Origin of the sequence: Vibrio tritonius, assembly GCF_001547935.1 — a bacterium.
Lineage (GTDB): Bacteria > Pseudomonadota > Gammaproteobacteria > Enterobacterales > Vibrionaceae > Vibrio > Vibrio tritonius.
The window spans coordinates 1,491,711-1,509,946 of sequence record NZ_AP014636.1; the positions used below are offsets into that span (position 1 = coordinate 1,491,711).

At 44.8% G+C, this 18,236-nt stretch carries 17 protein-coding genes; 9 read left to right on the forward strand and 8 right to left on the reverse strand.

Annotated elements, in window-relative coordinates; genetic code table 11:
* Nucleotides 1-48: 48 nt before the first annotated feature.
* Nucleotides 49-1,596 (reverse strand): galactarate dehydratase, encoded by a 1,548-nt coding sequence (gene garD / locus JCM16456_RS21930; protein ID WP_068718487.1) that lies wholly within the window; start codon nt 1,594-1,596, stop codon nt 49-51.
* Nucleotides 1,597-2,155: 559 nt separating this feature from the next.
* Here garD and JCM16456_RS21935 point away from each other — a divergent pair.
* Complete coding sequence (locus JCM16456_RS21935; RefSeq protein WP_068718490.1) at nt 2,156-4,192, forward strand: methyl-accepting chemotaxis protein; 2,037 nt, start codon at nt 2,156-2,158, stop codon at nt 4,190-4,192.
* A gap of 78 nt (nt 4,193-4,270) precedes the next feature.
* Here the strand turns inward: JCM16456_RS21935 and JCM16456_RS21940 are convergent, their stop codons facing one another.
* The 4 genes from JCM16456_RS21940 to hutW form a co-directional block, all read right to left on the reverse strand.
* Nucleotides 4,271-5,917 carry a methyl-accepting chemotaxis protein gene (locus JCM16456_RS21940; protein WP_082712414.1) on the reverse strand — a complete coding sequence of 549 codons (1,647 nt, stop codon included), beginning with the start codon at nt 5,915-5,917 and terminating at the stop codon, nt 4,271-4,273.
* A gap of 230 nt (nt 5,918-6,147) precedes the next feature.
* Nucleotides 6,148-6,681 carry a heme utilization protein HutZ gene (gene hutZ, locus JCM16456_RS21945; RefSeq protein ID WP_068718493.1) on the reverse strand — a complete coding sequence of 178 codons (534 nt, stop codon included), beginning with the start codon at nt 6,679-6,681 and terminating at the stop codon, nt 6,148-6,150.
* Between the two features lie 3 nt (nt 6,682-6,684).
* Complete coding sequence (gene hutX / locus JCM16456_RS21950; RefSeq protein ID WP_068718495.1) at nt 6,685-7,200, reverse strand: heme utilization cystosolic carrier protein HutX; 516 nt, start codon at nt 7,198-7,200, stop codon at nt 6,685-6,687.
* A gap of 18 nt (nt 7,201-7,218) precedes the next feature.
* Nucleotides 7,219-8,580, reverse strand: coding sequence for a heme anaerobic degradation radical SAM methyltransferase ChuW/HutW (hutW, locus tag JCM16456_RS21955; RefSeq protein ID WP_068718497.1), 1,362 nt, complete (start codon nt 8,578-8,580; stop codon nt 7,219-7,221).
* Between the two features lie 201 nt (nt 8,581-8,781).
* On the opposite strand from hutW, the gene JCM16456_RS21960 reads away from it, so the two are divergent.
* Genes JCM16456_RS21960 through JCM16456_RS21970 form a run of 3 tightly spaced genes read left to right on the forward strand, consistent with a single transcriptional unit; the run spans nt 8,782 to nt 11,440 of the window.
* Nucleotides 8,782-9,633: a heme/hemin ABC transporter substrate-binding protein gene (locus tag JCM16456_RS21960; RefSeq protein ID WP_068718499.1), complete on the forward strand. Its 852-nt coding sequence runs from the start codon at nt 8,782-8,784 to the stop codon at nt 9,631-9,633.
* A 41-nt stretch (nt 9,634-9,674) separates the two neighbouring features.
* The gene (locus JCM16456_RS21965) at nt 9,675-10,667 is read left to right on the forward strand and encodes a FecCD family ABC transporter permease (protein WP_068719122.1); all 993 of its coding nucleotides are present in this window, start codon (nt 9,675-9,677) and stop codon (nt 10,665-10,667) included.
* On the forward strand, nt 10,664-11,440 hold the full coding sequence (locus JCM16456_RS21970; RefSeq protein WP_068718501.1) for a heme ABC transporter ATP-binding protein: 777 nt from the start codon (nt 10,664-10,666) through the stop codon (nt 11,438-11,440). The genes JCM16456_RS21965 and JCM16456_RS21970 overlap by 4 nt, the downstream gene beginning before the upstream one ends.
* Before the next feature lie 149 nt (nt 11,441-11,589).
* On the opposite strand, the gene JCM16456_RS21975 is transcribed toward JCM16456_RS21970, so the two are convergent.
* Nucleotides 11,590-12,054: a TetR family transcriptional regulator gene (locus JCM16456_RS21975; RefSeq protein WP_068718503.1), complete on the reverse strand. Its 465-nt coding sequence runs from the start codon at nt 12,052-12,054 to the stop codon at nt 11,590-11,592.
* A gap of 480 nt (nt 12,055-12,534) precedes the next feature.
* Here JCM16456_RS21975 and JCM16456_RS21980 point away from each other — a divergent pair, with 480 nt between their 5' ends.
* Together JCM16456_RS21980 and JCM16456_RS21985 are read left to right on the forward strand one after the other, a co-directional pair.
* The gene (locus JCM16456_RS21980) at nt 12,535-12,837 is read left to right on the forward strand and encodes a DUF406 family protein (protein ID WP_068718505.1); all 303 of its coding nucleotides are present in this window, start codon (nt 12,535-12,537) and stop codon (nt 12,835-12,837) included.
* Between the two features lie 299 nt (nt 12,838-13,136).
* Complete coding sequence (locus JCM16456_RS21985) at nt 13,137-13,706, forward strand: hypothetical protein (protein WP_408068395.1); 570 nt, start codon at nt 13,137-13,139, stop codon at nt 13,704-13,706.
* Between the two features lie 88 nt (nt 13,707-13,794).
* On the opposite strand, the gene JCM16456_RS21990 is transcribed toward JCM16456_RS21985, so the two are convergent.
* Nucleotides 13,795-14,916: a 1-acyl-sn-glycerol-3-phosphate acyltransferase gene (locus JCM16456_RS21990; protein ID WP_156430626.1), complete on the reverse strand. Its 1,122-nt coding sequence runs from the start codon at nt 14,914-14,916 to the stop codon at nt 13,795-13,797.
* Nucleotides 14,917-15,083: 167 nt separating this feature from the next.
* On the opposite strand from JCM16456_RS21990, the gene JCM16456_RS21995 reads away from it, so the two are divergent.
* From JCM16456_RS21995 to JCM16456_RS22005, 3 genes are all read left to right on the forward strand, one after another.
* A complete protein-coding gene (locus tag JCM16456_RS21995; RefSeq protein ID WP_068718509.1) occupies nt 15,084-15,692 on the forward strand; it encodes an AraC family transcriptional regulator in 609 nt (202 codons plus the stop codon).
* 747 nt (nt 15,693-16,439) lie between these two features.
* On the forward strand, nt 16,440-16,997 hold the full coding sequence (locus JCM16456_RS24525) for a methyl-accepting chemotaxis protein (RefSeq protein WP_408068396.1): 558 nt from the start codon (nt 16,440-16,442) through the stop codon (nt 16,995-16,997).
* Between the two features lie 185 nt (nt 16,998-17,182).
* A complete protein-coding gene (locus tag JCM16456_RS22005; RefSeq protein WP_068718513.1) occupies nt 17,183-17,557 on the forward strand; it encodes a hypothetical protein in 375 nt (124 codons plus the stop codon).
* A 53-nt stretch (nt 17,558-17,610) separates the two neighbouring features.
* Here JCM16456_RS22005 and JCM16456_RS22010 read toward each other — a convergent pair whose 3' ends face one another.
* Nucleotides 17,611-18,180 carry a TetR/AcrR family transcriptional regulator gene (locus JCM16456_RS22010; protein WP_068718515.1) on the reverse strand — a complete coding sequence of 190 codons (570 nt, stop codon included), beginning with the start codon at nt 18,178-18,180 and terminating at the stop codon, nt 17,611-17,613.
* Nucleotides 18,181-18,236 lie beyond the last annotated feature (56 nt).

The following is an 18,236-nucleotide window of genomic DNA, read 5'->3' on the forward strand; positions in this document are numbered from 1 at the left end:
GGTTGACTGGGCATCACTTAACCGTGATGCCCAACACCTGACAGGTAATCAAGTGACCGGCGCAGGATTAAACACAGCTAAGGCATTATGTAGCCCCCACTGATCAGAGAAGGTCGATTTACGACCACTGGCCACATCCAAGATGGTATTAAATATTTCCCATCCTTTATCCTCAATGGAGTGCTCACCGGTTGCCACAGTTCCCGCATTAATATCCATTAAATCAAACCACCGGCGTGCCAAGGAGTTACGTGTTGCCACCTTAATCACTGGCACAACTTCTAATCCATAAGGCGTACCACGCCCCGTGGTGAACACCTGCATGGTGATCCCAGAAGAAAGTTGTTGCGTACCACAAACAAAATCACTCGCTGGGGTTGCAGCAAAGATCAGCCCTTTGCGCGTTGGGCGTTCTCCAGGAGAAAGCACCTCCACAATGGCGCTACTGCCAGATTTAGCAATCGAACCTAAGGCTTTTTCAACCACGTTGGCCAACCCCCCTTTCTTGTTACCAGGAGATGGGTTTTCACGTCGATCCGTCTGCCCAAGACTTAGATAATCATCATACCAGCGCATTTCTTCTTTTAACCGTTGGCCGACCTGCTGATCAACACAACGTGGGCCAAGCAAATGCACCGCGTCTCGCACTTCGGTCACTTCTGAGAACAACACGGTTGCACCGCAACTGACCAAGAGATCGGTCGCATACCCCACTGATGGATTGGCGGTTACGCCAGAAAAAGCATCACTACCACCACATTGCATGCCGACTACAAGGTCTGCCACTGGGCAAGGTTCGCGGCGACGTTGATTAAGCTTTTGCAAATGCTTTTCTGCGGTTTGCAGTATATCGGTTACCATGGATTGGAAACCGACATGCTCTTCGCTTTGTAAAGAGATGATGCTGGCATCCTCAAGACTTATCGGCTGTTCAGTACCTGTGCCTTGCAGCAGTTTCTCTGGCTGTAATTTTTCGCAGCCCAAACCGATCACCATCACCTCACCACCGAAATTGGAGTTGAGCGCTAGGTTATGAATGGTACGAATGGGCACCACTGACGCAGGTGCATTAATGGCAACACCACAACCGTACAAATGGTTAAGGCCGACCACACCATCCACATTTGGATAATGAGGCAGTAATTCACGCTTGATCATGTCGACCATATAATCGACTACCCCAGCGACACAGTGAACACTCGTCGTGATACCTAACAAGTTCTTAGTACCCGCGCTACCATCGGGATTACGGTAGCCCATAAAGGTGTAGTCGGTCATTGGCGGTAATGGTTTAGGAACGCGTGTGGCAATAGGAATGTCATCTAGTGCAGGCGCTTGAGGGATATCCACCACAAATTGGCTTATCCAACCACCTTGAGGAATATCTTTATTGGCATACCCTATCACTTCACCGTAGCGATGGATGGCTTCACCAGTGATAATGGGTTCCAGTGCAACCTTGTGTCCCTCTGGAATATCTTCGGTAAGGGTCAATCCTTCGTATAGGAGCGTGCCCGCAGGCAGCCCGCCATCATTGACGATAATCGCCACATTATCATCCGGATGGACTTTGATGTATCTCGGTATCGTTTTCATTGGTTTAGGATTCTCGTTATTGGATAGTTCCAAAATACCCCCGTCACCAATACCTCTGCATCGGCAAAAAGCTCAAATAATCAGCAAATTTCACCATAAAAATTGTGCACTTTTACAATCGTATCGATGTTTATCACAATCAGCGAATGGATAACGCTTCACATTTGACCCACCGCCTCTCACTACCTACCACCAAAGGATTAGTTTAACTAATGCAAAATTAATAACATTTTTAACAAAAAACTTCATCTTCTTACATTTCGTCTTGGTCCATGAGAAAAGATTTCTCTCCTTTCACGTGATAAACTGTCATTTTATGAATAGAATATTCATATTTTATTATCACAAAAATGTCGTATTAACCGACATTTATGTGATATCAGTCACCAATGAGATTGTATTAAAAAATAAAAAAGTTAATTTCAAGCTAAATATCTAGCAAGTTACGTTAATTAACGTAAACAATATTAATCAAAATCAAAGTTGAGACACTCTGTTTCATGTAGTTTCCATAGGCATACTAATAGTAATCCAAACAAGCCAAACTTTAGGAACAAACATGATCCTTTTATACAAAAACAAAAGTGTCGGTTTTCAGCTCCGCCTCATCATGACGATCTGTCTATTCGTCGCCTTCGCAGCGATTGCAACTATGGTGTATCGCAACGCTTCATCGGTTTTGTTGCAGTCAACGCTAAACGAACAACAATCACGCGTTGAAGCGCTAGCCAAAAGTATCGCTAGTCAGTTCGACGCGTATTTATCAACGAGCCAAACATTAGAGTCGACATTTCAGCACGGCTATTTAAAAGGACTTACTCGGTCACACGACACCGTTAATTTCAAAGGACACACCCTGCGTAACCTTACCCTACACGGTGAGAGTTTAATTGGTGGTTTCTCGGTAGTTGATCGCTTTACTCGTGATACCGGCGCAGTGGCGACCCTATTTGCTCCAGTTGGCAACGATTGGCTTCGTGTTACCACATCGCTAAAAGACAAAAGTGGACAACGTGCCGTTGGCACAATGTTAGGTACCAATCACCCGGGTTACCAAAAACTGATGCAAGGCCAGCCTTATTACGCTGCTGTATCTTTATTTGGCATTCGTTACATCACCTACTATTCACCGATAAAAGATGCCTCTGGCACTATCATTGCGATCTCTTTCGTTGGTGTACCTGTCGAAAAAGCAGCACAAGATACGTTCAATGCGCTCAGTAAAGTGACGTGGGGGAAAACCGGTTATTCTATCGTTGTGGATAATCGCCAAGATAATCTTGGTCACTACCTGCTGCACCCAACCTTTAATGAAACTGATCCTTCCATTATTGATGTGCAAGACGCCGACGGTAATACGCCATTTAAACAAATCTTCGACAACGACAATGGCACTATTGTCTTCCCGTACATTTACAATAATGTACGCGGCAACAAATACTTAGTGTTTGCTACCGTACCTGGTTGGAATTGGAAATTACTTGGTGGAACATTTATCCACGAAGTCACAGAAGATACTGAAACCTTGCTGACTCAGATCATTATCGCTTCAGTCGTGGTAGGTAGCATTACCTTAGTTCTTATCTCGCTATTTATTGCACGCACGTTGAAACCACTGACCGCTGCCGCTGGGTATATGGAGCGACTAGGACAAGGCGAAGTGAGCATGGAGATTGAGCAAGGTAATCCTGACTCGGCAAATGAAATGATCCGTTTAACCAACAACGTCGCTTCCATGGCAAGCCGTTTACGACATCTCGTTGCGGATATTCAACAAACCGGCGATGAAGTACAGCGCAGATCTCAAAGCGTAATGAATGATGCAGACAGCAGTCTACGTCAATCAGATGAACAGCAGACACAAATTGACCAAGTTGCGACCGCAATCGAAGAGATGGCCACCTCAGCACAAGCCGTGGCACAGCAAGTTGAACACATTGCCGGTAACGTACGAGAAGCCGACAGTAGCACGCAATCTGGTTTAAGCATGGTGGAAGAAGTGTGCATCGACGTTGCGAAACTGAATGAGCAGCTCGATCAATCTGCATCGGCCATTGAGCAAGTGAGTTCAGACAGTGCAAGCATTCAAACCGTAACGAAAATGATCGATGAAATCGCAGAGCAGACCAACCTATTAGCCCTCAATGCGGCAATTGAAGCAGCTCGTGCCGGTGAACAAGGTCGGGGCTTTGCGGTTGTGGCAGACGAAGTTCGTACACTCGCACACCGCACGCAAGTGTCAGTAAAAGACGTAGTGGCGATTATCGAAAAACTGAAAGGGTCCACACAAAACGCAGTTGAATTAATGCATCAAAGCCAATCCAATGCCAACCGCGTTCTTGAGCGGGCTCATGAAGCAGGCAGCTCTTTAGAAACCATTGCCGGACAAGTTCGTGACATCGCGTGTCAATCCGATGCTATTGCCGCAACAGCAGAAGAGCAAGCGCAAGTAACCCAAGAAGTGGCTTCAAGCGCAACACAAATCAGTGAACTGAACTCTGAAACACGAGAAATCAGCGCACAAACCAACGACAGCGCGCGAGCACTGACTCAGCAGGCAACCACATTGAAATCGCAAATCGATTTCTTCCATTAATTATGGTCCTGCCCATAGCGTCATCGCTTCCAATAAAAAAGCTCACCACGATGGTGAGCTTTTCATTAAATTCAAGTGTTACACTTTAAATTGAGTCATACGCTGAAGCATGGTACGCGCAATTGTGGTCACGACATTACCAGAGTCGGCCACCTTGGTTGATGCTTGGCGAGACTCTTCAACAAGCCCTTGCAAATCGGACACACTCGCATGCACATCACTGACAACCAAGCTTTGTTGCTCAGTCGCCGTCGCTACCTGTAAGTTCATATCTTGAACGGTAGCAACCAAATCTTGAATATGAGTAAACGCACCACTCACCTCATCAGTCATACTGACTGATTTAGTCATTAGATCGCTTCCACTAGACATAGCTTGTTGCGTCTCTTTCACGCCATCAATGAGCCCACCGACCATACTTTGTATATCTTCCGTAGACGCTTGAGTACGCTGAGCTAAGGTGCGAACTTCATCAGCTACCACTGCAAAACCACGACCTTGCTCGCCTGCTCGAGCTGCTTCAATTGCCGCGTTCAGCGCCAGTAAGTTAGTTTGATCCGCGATGCCACTAATAATGTCCAATACAGAGGTTATTTTGTCTGTATCAGCCGCTAGAGAAGCAATTCGTTCAGCGGCAGAATTGACACTATTCGCTAGTTGGCTATTCAGGTTACGGTTGGAATCAATCAATTTTTGGCCTTCATAGGCCGCTTGCTTCGCTTCTTCACTCTTAGCCGAAGTGTGCTGAGCACTGGATGAAATATCCTGTACTGCTTGGTTAATTTGCTCAAAAGACGTAAACATTTTTGCTAGATGATTCTGCTGCCTTTCACTAATTTTCCGCGTTTGATCGGAGACAGACTGTAACGATTGACTGTCGCTATTCAGTGTTTTTACGTCGTTAAGCACACCACTGATTAGTGTTTGTAGCTGGTCCAGTAACTGGTTCATACTCTGGCTAAGCTGTCCGAGCTCATTATTCGAGTCCGCAGGTAAACGACTCACTAGGTCTCCTTTTCCTTTCACAATATCATCAACCACATTACGAATCGCGGTGATTGATTTCACGATAGAATTAGGAATAACAAGTAGCATGATTAAACCAATAACGACTGAGAGCACGGATATACCCGTTGTCCAATACTCCCGTGTCAATGCTAATTTAGACGCTTGCGCATGTATTTCCTTAGCTCTCGCATCCAGTAACTCTCCCGCTTTATCATATTGGTCGCGTAAGGTTCCAAAATGTTTAACTGAAACAGCAAAAACCGCAACGGCCTTAGCGTCTTCACCATTTTTGATTAGTGAAAAAACTTGGTCAGCCTCATTACGCCACTCTGAAAAGACAGTATCAAAGTTTTCGAACTGCCCAATCATATTAGGGTATTGTTCCAATAACTTTAGATATTTGTGCATACGGTCATAGGCTTGTTGAGCATTTTCATCAAATGATGCTTTAGCATCATCTAACACTTCTCGCTTAAAAATAATCGCGTCTTGCTGGCCTTTCAGTGCTTGGTATAGATCTCGGTCAGCATTGATTACTGCACTTTGCGCCACCATTAACCGACTAGCAAAGAGATTTATTGAACTATCAAGGCTCTTAACCGCCATGTAATTAAGTACACTTACACAGAGCAAGAAGAGTGTGAGCAGCAAGAGCGCAAGCCCAATCTGTGCTCGAATAGTCAGCATTTTTAGCATGTTATCGTCCTGTAAATTCATGAATCGCGATTCTCAAATACAGAGAATCACACCTCAATGTTCTAAACCAAGCCAAATGCATTTTTAGTATTCGTTCTTGTATACACTTCTCAAAGAATGGAGGATTGAGAGCTGTCGAATATGAGAGATGCTAACTATATCGTAGTCAGGTTGGGGGCTTTTACCAATTAAAGGTAACAAGTATTCAAAAAATGATAAGTCCCCCACCAAAAAGCTGGGAGACTAAGAAGCTAAGAAACGCTAGACAGCGGTTGGTGACCTTCATCAAGGTGAACAACATCCACCATATCATCACCAGAAACTTGGTACGCTTGACCAAATCCCTTCACATACAAGCCTTGATTAACCGTCAACTGATAGAGGGTAAAGTCTTTCAATTGGGAGAGGTTATCAATGATGTCACCAAAGCGAGCTTGCATCTGTCCAATTACTTGAACCCAAAGCGCTGTTTCACGTTCAACTAGCTGTGCGGTTGCATCAAAGGTCAGACGTTTGCGGGCGTAAATCTGCCCTGCTTCGCCTTCATCTTCAATCATCATCAGTGACACATTCGGATTCACATCTAAGTTACGTGCATGTTTCGCAATATGAGAAATCAGGACAAAGTAACCATGTTGATTTTGTACAAACGGCGCGTAGCTAACGTTAGGTCGTCCTTCGGCATCCACAGTGGCTAATTGCAGGGTGCGGCGCTCTTGGCGAAAGGCTTGAATCTCTGGCTCTAAGCGGCTTTGTAGTCGCTCCTGCTTTACTTTTGGATCCATACACTATTCCTCATCTAATGACTGATATTTTTGTTTTAATTGAATAAATTTTTCTACTTGCTCTGGGAACAGACGACGCTGTTCATCACGCCCAAGATAGATTTTAAAAATCGAATCCCCTTGTTTCGAGAAAAACCCAAAGTAGTGGCTCTCCTTACCCATGAATGGGCGACTTAACAAAGCGATATAAGCCATCGCATCCAATTTCAAATGGCCGTAAAGCTGCCCTTCCTCGCCCATCAAATTGTAGTAACCGCGAGCAACTTTCCCGCGTGGTAACGGTGCTTTAACTTCGAAAATAGAGCCACCAGATTGGACAATAACCGTTACCGGGCCCCACTGAGCAATGGTTTCCAGTAAAGATTGAGCTTCTTTAGCTGGCATAACCGACACCATTTCGTGCGGGAAAGCACAAACGACGTCATATTCACTGACCCCAAGGCGAATCGCCATGTCTCCAGGCAGCAAATTGGGCTCATCCGTCATCAGTTGGGTGATTTTTTGCCGTAATACTTGCATGGTCATTTCCTTTTAGGATTATGCGATTTTTAATTTCTCTGTCTGATGTGACAGCACTTCAATACAGGCCTGAGCTAATGTCACAGACCAAAAACGACCGGCCAACGTCGCAACAATGTAATCCGGCTCAATCGTGACTAATCCTAGGTTTTGCCAGCGTTCAAACAGGGGGGTTAGATACTCAAAAGCGTCTTCTAATCCAAGAGTTTGATAATCTGAACGACGTAATACTCCAGCATCGAAACCCGATTTTAGCGTCGCAAACATAGGTTCTAGTGGGTGCTGACTAAACATCATCGCGATGGGCATCTGCTTCGCTTCCATCGCTTCCATGTATTTATCCAGTTGGCGATGCTGCATTAAGGTGTAGCCACCCAAATTACCACCAGCGCCACATCCAATCGGTAATACCTCAGCGTATGTTTTTGCCAAGCTGTTGTACTGACTGCGCTCGCGGTTGTCTCTCGCCCAGTGGTTCACACTCAAGGTTTTTAAATGGTGCTTATCGAAGAACTCCACGCCCAAAGCAAACATGCTCGCTTTATAAGGTGTGGTAGCGGGGGCTGGTAAACGTCCTTTTTCCACCAAATTGAGCATAGGCGCATCACCGCCAACCATCAGCTGATACAAGTCGATGCCATGTGCACCAGTAGCCATGTAATCTTGGAGGTCTTGTTCAAAAATATCCAAGGTTTGATGAGGTAAACCGTATAGTAAGTCAATCACAATCGGCGCCAGTTGAGTGGAACTCAAATCAGTGAGGCGCTCCAATACCGTTTCACGCTCATCAAGGCGTTTCGCCGCGCGTCGAACTTGCGTATTAAAGCTCTGTACACCAAAGGAGAAGCGATTGAAACCACCCGCTAGCGCTTTGTAAAAGGTCTCGTCGCTAAAGCGATTAATCCGCCCTTCTAGGGTAATTTCGCAATCTCCCGTGAGAGGAAAATGAGAACGAATCAGTTCGCCTAGCTGCTGAATTTGATCCGCACTTAGATCGGTCGGAGTTCCACCCCCGACATACACTGCATGAAACTCACCAGCTTGAGTCCAAGGCAAGGCCGCCTTGAGCTTAATTTCGCTGACAAGAGCAGCAAAATAGCGATCTACTAACTGACGGCTAGCTGCGTTTTGGAAAAAGTTGCAAAAAGTACAACGTACCCGACAAAACGGAATGTGAATATAGAGACAGCGCTGGCGCGAAGACGCTATAGCTCCTGATTCTTGAGTGATATTTTGCCAAACTGTACCTTGTTGTGGCGGTGCAACAGGTCGGACGCCACCAGCAGCGTGAGCACCACGCTTGGCAGTAAAGGCAAAACGTAACGGATCTTCCGTATCCTGACCAATCACATGTTGGTCAAAAAGGCTTAAGTCGAGCATAACGATATCTCAGGCAAGGGCAGTAAACTGCCATGAAAAGCAGATGTAAGGATCATAAATAGATGCAAATGAGAATGCAATTGATAATTGATCTTATTTAGATAATGTCAGATACTCTCTCTTTCATTCAGTGCGTTCAATTTCGCCCTGAGTATGTTGTCGACCAGAACGCCTCATCACCGATAATTTAAGAGATAAATAATGAAAGTCACCTTCCACCCAGCCCTGATCGTTTCGTTATGTGCGAGCTTTTTTGCCCCCAGCCTTATGGCTCAAGAACGCATAGTAAGTGCCGGCAGTGCCGTTACCGAACTGATCCTCGATTTAGGTGATAAACAAGATTTGGTTGGGGTGGATGTGACCAGTATTAACCGCGATACCGCCCAACTTCCTCACATTGGTTACCATCGTCAGTTGGCAACCGAAGGCATTTTAGCACTCCAACCTACCCAGCTTATTGGCTCAACTGAAATGGGGCCAGACACCACACTCAATCAGCTACGCCAAGCTGGCGTCAAAGTCACCGTATTAGACACAGGTAATACTAGCCAAGGGTTAATTGATCGTATCGTTCAATTGGGCAAAGTACTCCACAAAGAAGAACAGGCGAACCAGCTTAAACAGCAAGTCATCCAAACCTTAGCCCAATTGCAATCAGGTACCCCAACTCAAAAGAAGAAGGTGTTGTTTGTATTAATTCATGAGGGCCGAGCAGCGAATGTCGCTGGTAGTGGTACAGTCCCAGACGCAATTATCTCCTTAGCAGGTGCCGTCAACCCTGCCGCCGATGCCGTTCAATCATATAAACCTCTTTCCAAAGAGGCGCTTATTGAAATGCAGCCAGATGTGGTGCTAGTCAGCGGTCGCAGTTTTGCACAAATGGGCGGCGCTGACGCGATTTTAAAAGCGTTACCTACGTTGGCTGCAACGCCTGCAGGTATCCATAAACGGATTTATACCATTGATGGCCACGCACTTGTTGGTGGATTGGGCCTTAATAGCCTTAAACAAGCGGTCGCGCTGCAAAAACAACTGTACCTTGAGGCCAACTAATCGTGCTGCGTTCAGCCCCTTTACCGCTCATCATAGTCAGCATGGTGTTATTGCTTGCAGTGTTGATGATCTCATCAATCACCGTTGGCCCTATGGACATTACGTTCGCCACCAGCTTAAACACGCTATTGTTTCCTTCAGCAAACATCAGTCAACCGGTGGATTTGGTGATTCACACAGTGCGGCTCCCACGCACTCTATTGTGTGTGTTGGTTGGTGCTATTTTAGCCCTATGCGGCACGGTCATGCAGGGGCTGTTTCGTAACCCACTGGCAGAGCCTGGCATTATTGGCGTTTCTTCGGGGGCATCACTTGGCGCAGCCTGTGCCATAGTCATTTTTGGCAGTAGCAGCTTTATTCCCTCTTGGTTAGTATCCACTTTGCTTCCAGTATGCGCTTTTCTTGGCGGCGCATTGACCACCGTTATCGTCTACCGGCTGGGGACAGCACGTCACGGCACATCGATCACGATTATGTTACTGGCAGGCATTGCCGTGAGCGCATTAAGTGGCGCCGCCATTGGTTATCTCAATTACGCGGCAGATGATCAAATGCTGCGTGATCTTACCCTTTGGTCAATGGGATCATTGGCGGGTGCAACGTGGCACAACATTGTGTTATGCGCCGTTGTATTGTTACTGTTACTCGGCTTTTTCATCTGGAGAGCTCGCGCGCTAAATGCCCTTTTGCTAGGAGAGACCGAAGCGAAATACCTTGGCATTGCCGTCCAACCACTAAAACGTGAGCTTATTTTGCTCAGTGCTATTGGTGTTGGCGTAACGGTAAGTGCCGCGGGACTTATCGGATTTGTAGGTTTAGTTGTGCCACATTTAGGTCGCATGCTCGTTGGCCCAGACCATCGCAATCTTATTCCGGTATCAACATGCCTTGGTGCTCTGCTGCTCACCGTAGCGGACATGGTTGCTCGGGTCGCAGTTGCCCCCGCTGAATTGCCAATTGGCATTATTACGGCTTTGGTTGGCGCGCCTTTCTTCCTTTATCTTTTGCTTCAACAAAAAGGACGCACCCTGTGAATTCTGTTTGTGCCCTTACGGTCGCCCAACTCTCCTACACGTTGGCTGGCAAGTCGCTACTGCAAGATATTTCTTTTGAGTTAGAACGAGGTGAATTGACGGTATTACTTGGCCCCAATGGAGCAGGGAAAAGTACCCTATTGAAATGCCTTGCTGGTGAACAACTCGCGACAGGCGAAATCCACTATTTTGGACAAAAAGAGTGGTCTGCGAATAAACTTGCTCAACATATGGCACTATTACCGCAGCAAAGCACACTTAGCTTTCCTTTTACCGCGCAAGAAGTGATTGAACTTGGCTCGACTCCGCTTGCTCTCTCTCGCAAAGAGTGTCGCCAACAAGCGCAGCATTACAGCGAGCTTACTCACACGCAGCATTTACGTTCTCGCCTTTACCCGACCTTATCTGGGGGAGAAAAACAGCGTATTCATATGGCGCGCGTCCTGCTGCAACTGCACCAAGCTGAGCAACAAGCCATTCTGCTGCTTGATGAGCCAACGTCTGCTCTCGACCCAGAACACCAACATCAAACATTACGCTTAGCTCACCAGTTGGCCCATGAACAGAATTATTGCGTGGTGGTGGTGTTGCATGATCTCAATTTGGCGGCTCAATATGGTGACCGTTTATTGACCTTACATCAGGGGCGTATTTTTCAGCAAGGCACTCCTTGGCAGGTGTTAACACCAGAAACCATAGAAGCACTTTATGGCTATCACACCCAAATTATCGCGCACCCTACCATGGGGCATCCGGTTGTTCTGCCGCTTTAGGCGGCAATGCGACCAACAAAGAAAAGAGGCTTACGCTATGTGTCGTAAGCCTCTTCAATTTTTGCTTGTAGCTAAGTCGTCTTTTCTAGCTATCGCGCTGCCCCGCGTAACCATAACCTATAATTAAGGTATGTGACTAAAAATAAGGACTAAGCATTGCTCATTACTACCAGTGATTTACCAATCAGTCGCTCGATTTGGCTATCACACCCTTCACCGAAATTTTGCTTAGTGAGCTTATATAAACGCTCTAAGGCATGATGAGAAAATTCATTGGCGCGCTCTGCCGTTACAATATGATGAAAAAGCAAACGCAAAATGGCCAAAAACTCTGAATTTTTCAGCGCTGAACTCCAGCTTTCACTAAATACCTCAATACCTTGGTTAAATTCCAGGTGAGTTACCATCATCTTGAAAATGCGGTTATCTAAGGCTGATGCAAAATCCGTTTTTTTTGGGAAGTGGTGGCTAATCCCGGTACGTGAAATCCCTGTTTGCTGGCTCAAAGTGGTATATGACATCTTGTCATAACCCAGCCTAATTAATTGATCCACTACAGCATCCATGATCTTTTGGATCGTGACTTCAGTATCTTCTTTACTACGTTTTGGCATCTTATGGGCTCTACTTATATATCTTTAAAAATTACCGAAAAAACATAATCACAAATACTTAACTCCCATGAATATTTCTAGTCAACATGGATTAGTGAAATATGCGCTCAGTTACACATAAAAAGCGTTATCAACTCACTTTGTTACAAATGTGTCAATAAATCTAATTGAATAGCATGTCCTTTAAGGGGACACATACTGTTACTTTGCACATTTATGAAAAAATCATCCATTAGAAAGAGTTATGAGTGTTTCTGTTTTATACCGATTTTGTGTTACACAGATAATATGTGCCAATATATCGGTCGTCTCGTTACTGATACATTGATAAACATCACATTATAAGAAACCAGTCTCGTATTGGAAGCTTTTATTTACCTGATGAATGACGGTAAACCAAGTTGATTAACTGAGGGTTTAATTTGGCTTATTTAGGGATGAGCGGTAAAATACCCTTGTTTTTTGTATGAGGATAACGAGATGAGTAACGAAAGCTGCGTAGAAAAAGAAGTATGTGAAGCCTGTGGTTGCGCTGGCGAAATGGGCTACGTCATCGGTGAAGGTGACGAAGTTGCAGAAGTGTCAATCTTTGGCGAAAGCAAAGATGTCCTCCTCGGCGAATTTGAAAAGTATGTCCTGCTAGCTCAACAAGTGAATAAAAACGTTGAACATGAAATTTCTCCACTCGCTGACGATGCGAAAGAGCTTCACGCTCGTTTCAAATTCGAAGTAAGTGCAGAAAAAATCATCTTCGAACTTCGTTCTCGTTCACTCGCTAAATAAGATTTCTTACGCTTCTAGCGTCATATCAAATAGGTATTGGAGAGGGAAGCTCAGCCCCCATTCCACAACGAACACGAGTTAAAGCGAGCCATTGCTCGCTTTTTTGTATTAAGCTTATAACCGTCATTGAGCTTGACCTGTACTCGTTGATGAAGCTCTGAAGTCTGCATCTTGAGGTCATTTAGGTATATAATTTTTCTAAATAGCTTGTACCGCTATGTAACTGATACTATCAATACCAACGCAAAAATAAGCAGAGAATCGTAGGCATGTTACGTAACTTACTGATGATCATAATGATGTGTGGCACTCTATCAGCCTACGCAGTACCTCTCGATCAAAATCACCTACTGAATTATCTCGATAATTACGGCAATTTAGATTTACGTAATAAACCGTTCACAGGTCTCCCTCCAGGGCTAGAGATTAAAGGCAATCTAAATATCGCCAATTCCCCTATGAAAAAGTTGCCGGATGGTATTCAGATACTAGGCAGTTTAGATGCCTCTAACAGCGCTTTGGTAAAAGTAGCCAAAAGTGTGACGATTCGTGGTTATGCGAACCTATTAGGCAGCAAAATAACTAACTGGCCACGTGGCATCAAAGTCGGTGGTTATCTTAACTTTACCGACACCCCATTGATGCGCTTGCCACCCCGCTTAAAAGTCAAAGGGGATTTAAGTGTCATTCGTACACCATTAACCGAATTACCTGATAGGTTGGTTGTCGATGGCAACCTCTATATCGGAGGCTCAAAAATCACGACTTTCCCACCCAATCTCACCGTGAAGGGCAATATCTATCTTGGTGGTAATCGTATCAGCCAATGGCCAACCAATTTAGTCCTTGGGGGAGCTGTCGCTCCCTAATTGACACGCATAAAAAAAGGAGAAATAGTCTTTCTCCTTTTTTAATCACAAAGCTAAATCACGCCAATTAACTTATATTTTTAACCGATTAACTTAGATTACGAACCGGGTTGGCATAGCTATCAAGCAAATACTTGTGTGCATCTTTTGGCAATTCAGCCAATTTGTTAGCAAGTACTGCCTTAACCTCTGGCGTGATGTCATCGTGATGTTCACCGGCAGCCAGCAAGTTAATAGGATAGAGTTTGTAATGATCATGGATTTGGCGGTCAATTTCTTGAGCTAATGCTTCTGGCGTTTCAAACCCCTGATCAATCACATCACCAAACGCCACATGAATACGGCCTTTGTCACCCACGATACCTTGAATAATGCTCTCGATATCCTCAAACTCACCTTTCTCATAAGCGCCTTTGGTCGCTTTTTCGTAAAGTTCGCGAGCTTTAGCAATATCACAAGGATCGTTCTCGTAAGAGATTGACACAGGTACGATTTTTAGCATGCGAGTGTAATCGGCAAAATCGATCTTTTGCTTACGACCTTCAACATGGAACATTTTCAAAATCGCAGGATCGGTAAAGTCATTACCGTCTTTCGCACGACCTTCTTTTTGTGCAATCCAAATAGAGTTATTGGTATCTAACGAGTGCTTAATGTACGCAGAAAGTGTCCCTAACGCTTTCATCATTTCACGCGGCCCTTTTGCCGAACGCTTCACAATGAAACTTTTGTTCAACTTCATTAATTCAGTAGCACAAGGCTTGCGCAGCAAGTTATCGCCAATGGCGATACGTACAGTGCGGTGACCATGGGTATACAGTCCATAGTTCACCAAAGCTGGATCCATCGCAATATCACGGTGGTTAGAGATAAATAGATAAGCGGTGTTTTTGTCTAATTTATCCAGTCCTGTGTAGGTCACACCTTTAGTGGTGTGCTCTAAACTCAGATCCATGTACTTCTTTACTTCCATCTGGATTGCATCCACAGAAGTCAATTTTGCCCATTTAAATTTTAAATACGCTTTAACGAACGGGCTCATTAAAGATTTTACCCAACTAGGTTGGCGCTCGAAACGATGTTGTAATATTGCAGAGATAAACTCTTCATCGTTAATCAGCCTGCTAATCGCAGCAGGTATTTCATCGTCATGGTAAGGACGAATTTCAGCATAAGGATCTTGTGTTGTCGTTGTCATTGTTTTGTACATCAAATAAAAAGCTGGCTTATTCTACGCGTACTCATCATTACTCGCAGCTATCATAAGCCTATAAATTCACAGGTCTGACCAGAATAGGAAACCAACGGTAACAGTTCAAGTTGGCTTTTTTCATCAGAAACGGTAATCTTAGCGCCCTTAATTCCACGAGGTACCCTATGAACTACGCGATTTCGTCTGACTCTTGCCATTTCTCTTCACTGGAAACGACATCTCGTAAACGAGCAACAAAGCACAGCCTTATTTCGGTAGAACAAGGACTTATGCTTTGCCGTCTGGGTAAAGTGGAATATTCAGTCGAACCGGGACAGTTATTTTGGATCCCAATTGAGTGCCTTAATGCCCTCACTTTTTTCCCCAATACAGAAATTACTCGTATCGATTTTTCTGTTCGTCTGCAAGAAGCATTTCCACATCAAGCAGGTTATGTTCAACCAACTGATCTTAGCTCAGCAATTATCAAGCGTCTAAAAACAACCTCTCGAGAAATGCCGACCTTCACGCATCTTACTCAATTGCTAAAAGCAGAGGTTATTGAACTTCGACCACAATTGTCAGTCAGTGAGTTGAGTCACCAAATTTCCCATTGGCAGCCGCAAAACCCGCACAATCTAGCAAAAGAGATGCACATGGTGTTATTGATAAGAGAAGCAATTAAGCGCGGCCAATCTGGTATAAAACGCCCTGCTATCATTGCCGAACTATTTCAAGGTAACGAAGACCAGTATGTGCAATGGTCTCATTTAGTTCTCGGTAACGCCTTATAGTACCAATCACCGTACGTTGGCACTACCTGAATTCACTTACGATGATGATCATGGTAGAACAACGTACGAGTATTGAACAAATCCCCCACTAATACACCATTCACGCCCGCCACTTCGAGCCATTGTGGATTCAATATTGCGCACATAATTCGTGCAACAAGATGTATCCCATTGAGAAAACGAATAATTTTGTGTCTTTTCGTGCAATTATTTGGTTTAATCAAGCCGTTAAAATACGTCGTCCGGACATGAGTCGTACTATAAGGATGTATCATGCTATTTGATCTACCAATCTTTCGTAAAATGTTGACCTTAGATGCTGTCGTTCTGGTCCTTTTAATTGCCCATTTTGCTATCGCCAGCACGCCATTTAGCCTTGCAACATACTTTGCTATCGTTTTCGCCCTTGCTTTTATTTCTACGCTGCTTACTGCTCAAACGCTAGCTCAGTCGTTACAGCGTCTACAACGTAAATTGTCCGCACAATTGAAAACGGGACACCGTGGTCAGCTTAATGACTCAACGACCCCAGAAAAAGTCGAAACCGATCTACAAGCCTTGCTGGCGCAATGTGACTCTCAAGCTCAGCGCATCGCTGAGTTAGAACAAGAGCAAACACGCCAAAAATCTGAAATCAATAGAACGCAAAGCTCGGATAATGAGCAGAGCCGTTTGACCCAAACGCGTCTTGATCAAGCGATGAGCCAATTACAAGAGTTGCAACACACCACCACTGAATTGGCCGAGATGACACAAACATCGGTGAACCAATCACAAGTAGTTCATAGTGATATTCAAGGCGCTTGCCGTAATTTGGAAGCATCTGCTGCAGCAACTAAAGACGATGCCGATTACATCACTCAGTTCAAAGGCCAATTATCAAAACTTGGTCAAAGCGTTGCAACCATCAATGATTTGGCGTTGGAAATCAACCAGATTTCTGACCAAACCAACCTGCTAGCGCTAAATGCTGCGATTGAAGCGGCTCGTGCGGGCGAACAAGGCCGTGGTTTTGCGGTGGTAGCAGATGAAGTGCGTAATCTTGCAACTCGCGCACGCACATCAAGTTCGAAGATTGAGCAAAGCATCGAATTGGTGATTAAAGAAGCAGACGCTTCCACGGCTGCAATGGAGCGCATCAGCTCGCATGTTGACCAAGCGGTGATTTACACGAACGCAGAAAAAGAGTCGATGGATGCGGTGTGCCAACGCATTGCCGGTGTTTGTGATCAACTATCGCACCTAAGTTCGGTTGTCGAACAACAGCAAGCTCAACTGCATAATGTAGAGCGCCAATTCGCTTAAAGTGCACCATTGTGTTTGCATATTCAGCCCACGCCGTGTCGTGGGCTTTTTTATTTCATTTATCAATACAACAAGCAAAATGACATAGAAAATTCAAGTAGTTGAGTAATTTGTGAGTAGCCTTTTACCCTATTAGCAACTAAACTCTTTGATTAGCAACCACTGGAATATGTAAAGACATTCTCATGATGAAAAAAATCTCTTCGTTAATCACCACTGTATTGTGCAGCTCTCTTTTCGCCATCGCTCCAGCGGCTAACGCTAATAACTGGTATTCACAGCGAGACGATTCTCAACACACAGGTGCTTCCTTTATTATCGGTGCCGGCTCTCAAATCTATTTCGATAATCTGTTACTCAGTAATGCAACCTGCATGACCGTCGGTTTAGCGAAAGAAGTCCGAGATGAAATTGCCTATAACGGCTTTAGTGAAAGCGACTTAGGTTACGATCTCGTCGGCTGCGTGACCGGTACGGTATTGTCTCGTTTCGTGATGCATGGACTCTCCTTCTCAGCCAGCGGCAACGCCTTTTCTCTTAACTATTCTGCCCGTTTTTGAGCGCTGAGAAGAACAACACCACCAAGCCTTAGCTGCAATTGCGACAATACAGATTAAGGCTTCGTGACTTCGCATCCCTGTTGCGCGGTTAGGATAGCGATGCAATTTTCCTTCAACTGCTCAATATCTCCGCCCATGTACGCGCTGACTATTGCGCCTTCCTTAAGCAAACAAATTGACTCTAACAACAATGTGTTTGGCTGTGACATCTTCTGTTCAATAAGCGTCTTAACCGCCTGCTTATGGGAGTGACAATATTTGGCTATCTCGCATTGAGCATCACTAAATTCCGCGGCAGTATTGATAAAGAAGCAGCCACGAAAATCTCCCAATTGTGGTTCATGGTTAGCAAACCAACTGGCTAATGCTTCAAATAGTGTTTCAATTAAAGCGCGATCATCATGTACAGATTTAAGCTTCGTCCCGAGCCAATCGATAAAATTACGATGACGCTGTTCCAACGCTGCCAACAACAGCGCCTCTTTGCTCCCAAAATTGCTATAGAGCGTACGTTTTGCGACACCCGATGATTTTAGGATTTCATTAATCCCAATCGAATTCACGCCAAAGCGATAAAACAGATCCAATGCTGTATCAACCAATAACTCTCTTTTTGTGCTCATAAGCTCCTCTCTTTAAACTTATCTTGACACAGGTAGACAGACTTGTCTATTTTATA

Coding starts and splice junctions, on each gene's coding strand:
- JCM16456_RS21990 (WP_156430626.1), bottom strand. CDS start 14,916: ATGTACAAAACAATGACAACGACAACACAAGATCCTTATGCTGAAATT.
- JCM16456_RS22010 (WP_068718515.1), bottom strand. CDS start 18,180: ATGAGCACAAAAAGAGAGTTATTGGTTGATACAGCATTGGATCTGTTT.
- JCM16456_RS21935 (WP_068718490.1), top strand. CDS start 2,156: ATGATCCTTTTATACAAAAACAAAAGTGTCGGTTTTCAGCTCCGCCTC.
- hutX (WP_068718495.1), bottom strand. CDS start 7,200: ATGCAAGTATTACGGCAAAAAATCACCCAACTGATGACGGATGAGCCC.
- JCM16456_RS21965 (WP_068719122.1), top strand. CDS start 9,675: ATGGTGTTATTGCTTGCAGTGTTGATGATCTCATCAATCACCGTTGGC.
- JCM16456_RS24525 (WP_408068396.1), top strand. CDS start 16,440: ATGACACAAACATCGGTGAACCAATCACAAGTAGTTCATAGTGATATT.
- JCM16456_RS21980 (WP_068718505.1), top strand. CDS start 12,535: ATGAGTAACGAAAGCTGCGTAGAAAAAGAAGTATGTGAAGCCTGTGGT.
- JCM16456_RS21995 (WP_068718509.1), top strand. CDS start 15,084: ATGAACTACGCGATTTCGTCTGACTCTTGCCATTTCTCTTCACTGGAA.
- garD (WP_068718487.1), bottom strand. CDS start 1,596: ATGAAAACGATACCGAGATACATCAAAGTCCATCCGGATGATAATGTG.
- JCM16456_RS21940 (WP_082712414.1), bottom strand. CDS start 5,917: ATGAATTTACAGGACGATAACATGCTAAAAATGCTGACTATTCGAGCA.
- JCM16456_RS21985 (WP_408068395.1), top strand. CDS start 13,137: ATGTGTGGCACTCTATCAGCCTACGCAGTACCTCTCGATCAAAATCAC.
- JCM16456_RS22005 (WP_068718513.1), top strand. CDS start 17,183: ATGATGAAAAAAATCTCTTCGTTAATCACCACTGTATTGTGCAGCTCT.
- JCM16456_RS21960 (WP_068718499.1), top strand. CDS start 8,782: ATGAAAGTCACCTTCCACCCAGCCCTGATCGTTTCGTTATGTGCGAGC.
- hutZ (WP_068718493.1), bottom strand. CDS start 6,681: ATGGATCCAAAAGTAAAGCAGGAGCGACTACAAAGCCGCTTAGAGCCA.
- hutW (WP_068718497.1), bottom strand. CDS start 8,580: ATGCTCGACTTAAGCCTTTTTGACCAACATGTGATTGGTCAGGATACG.
- JCM16456_RS21975 (WP_068718503.1), bottom strand. CDS start 12,054: ATGCCAAAACGTAGTAAAGAAGATACTGAAGTCACGATCCAAAAGATC.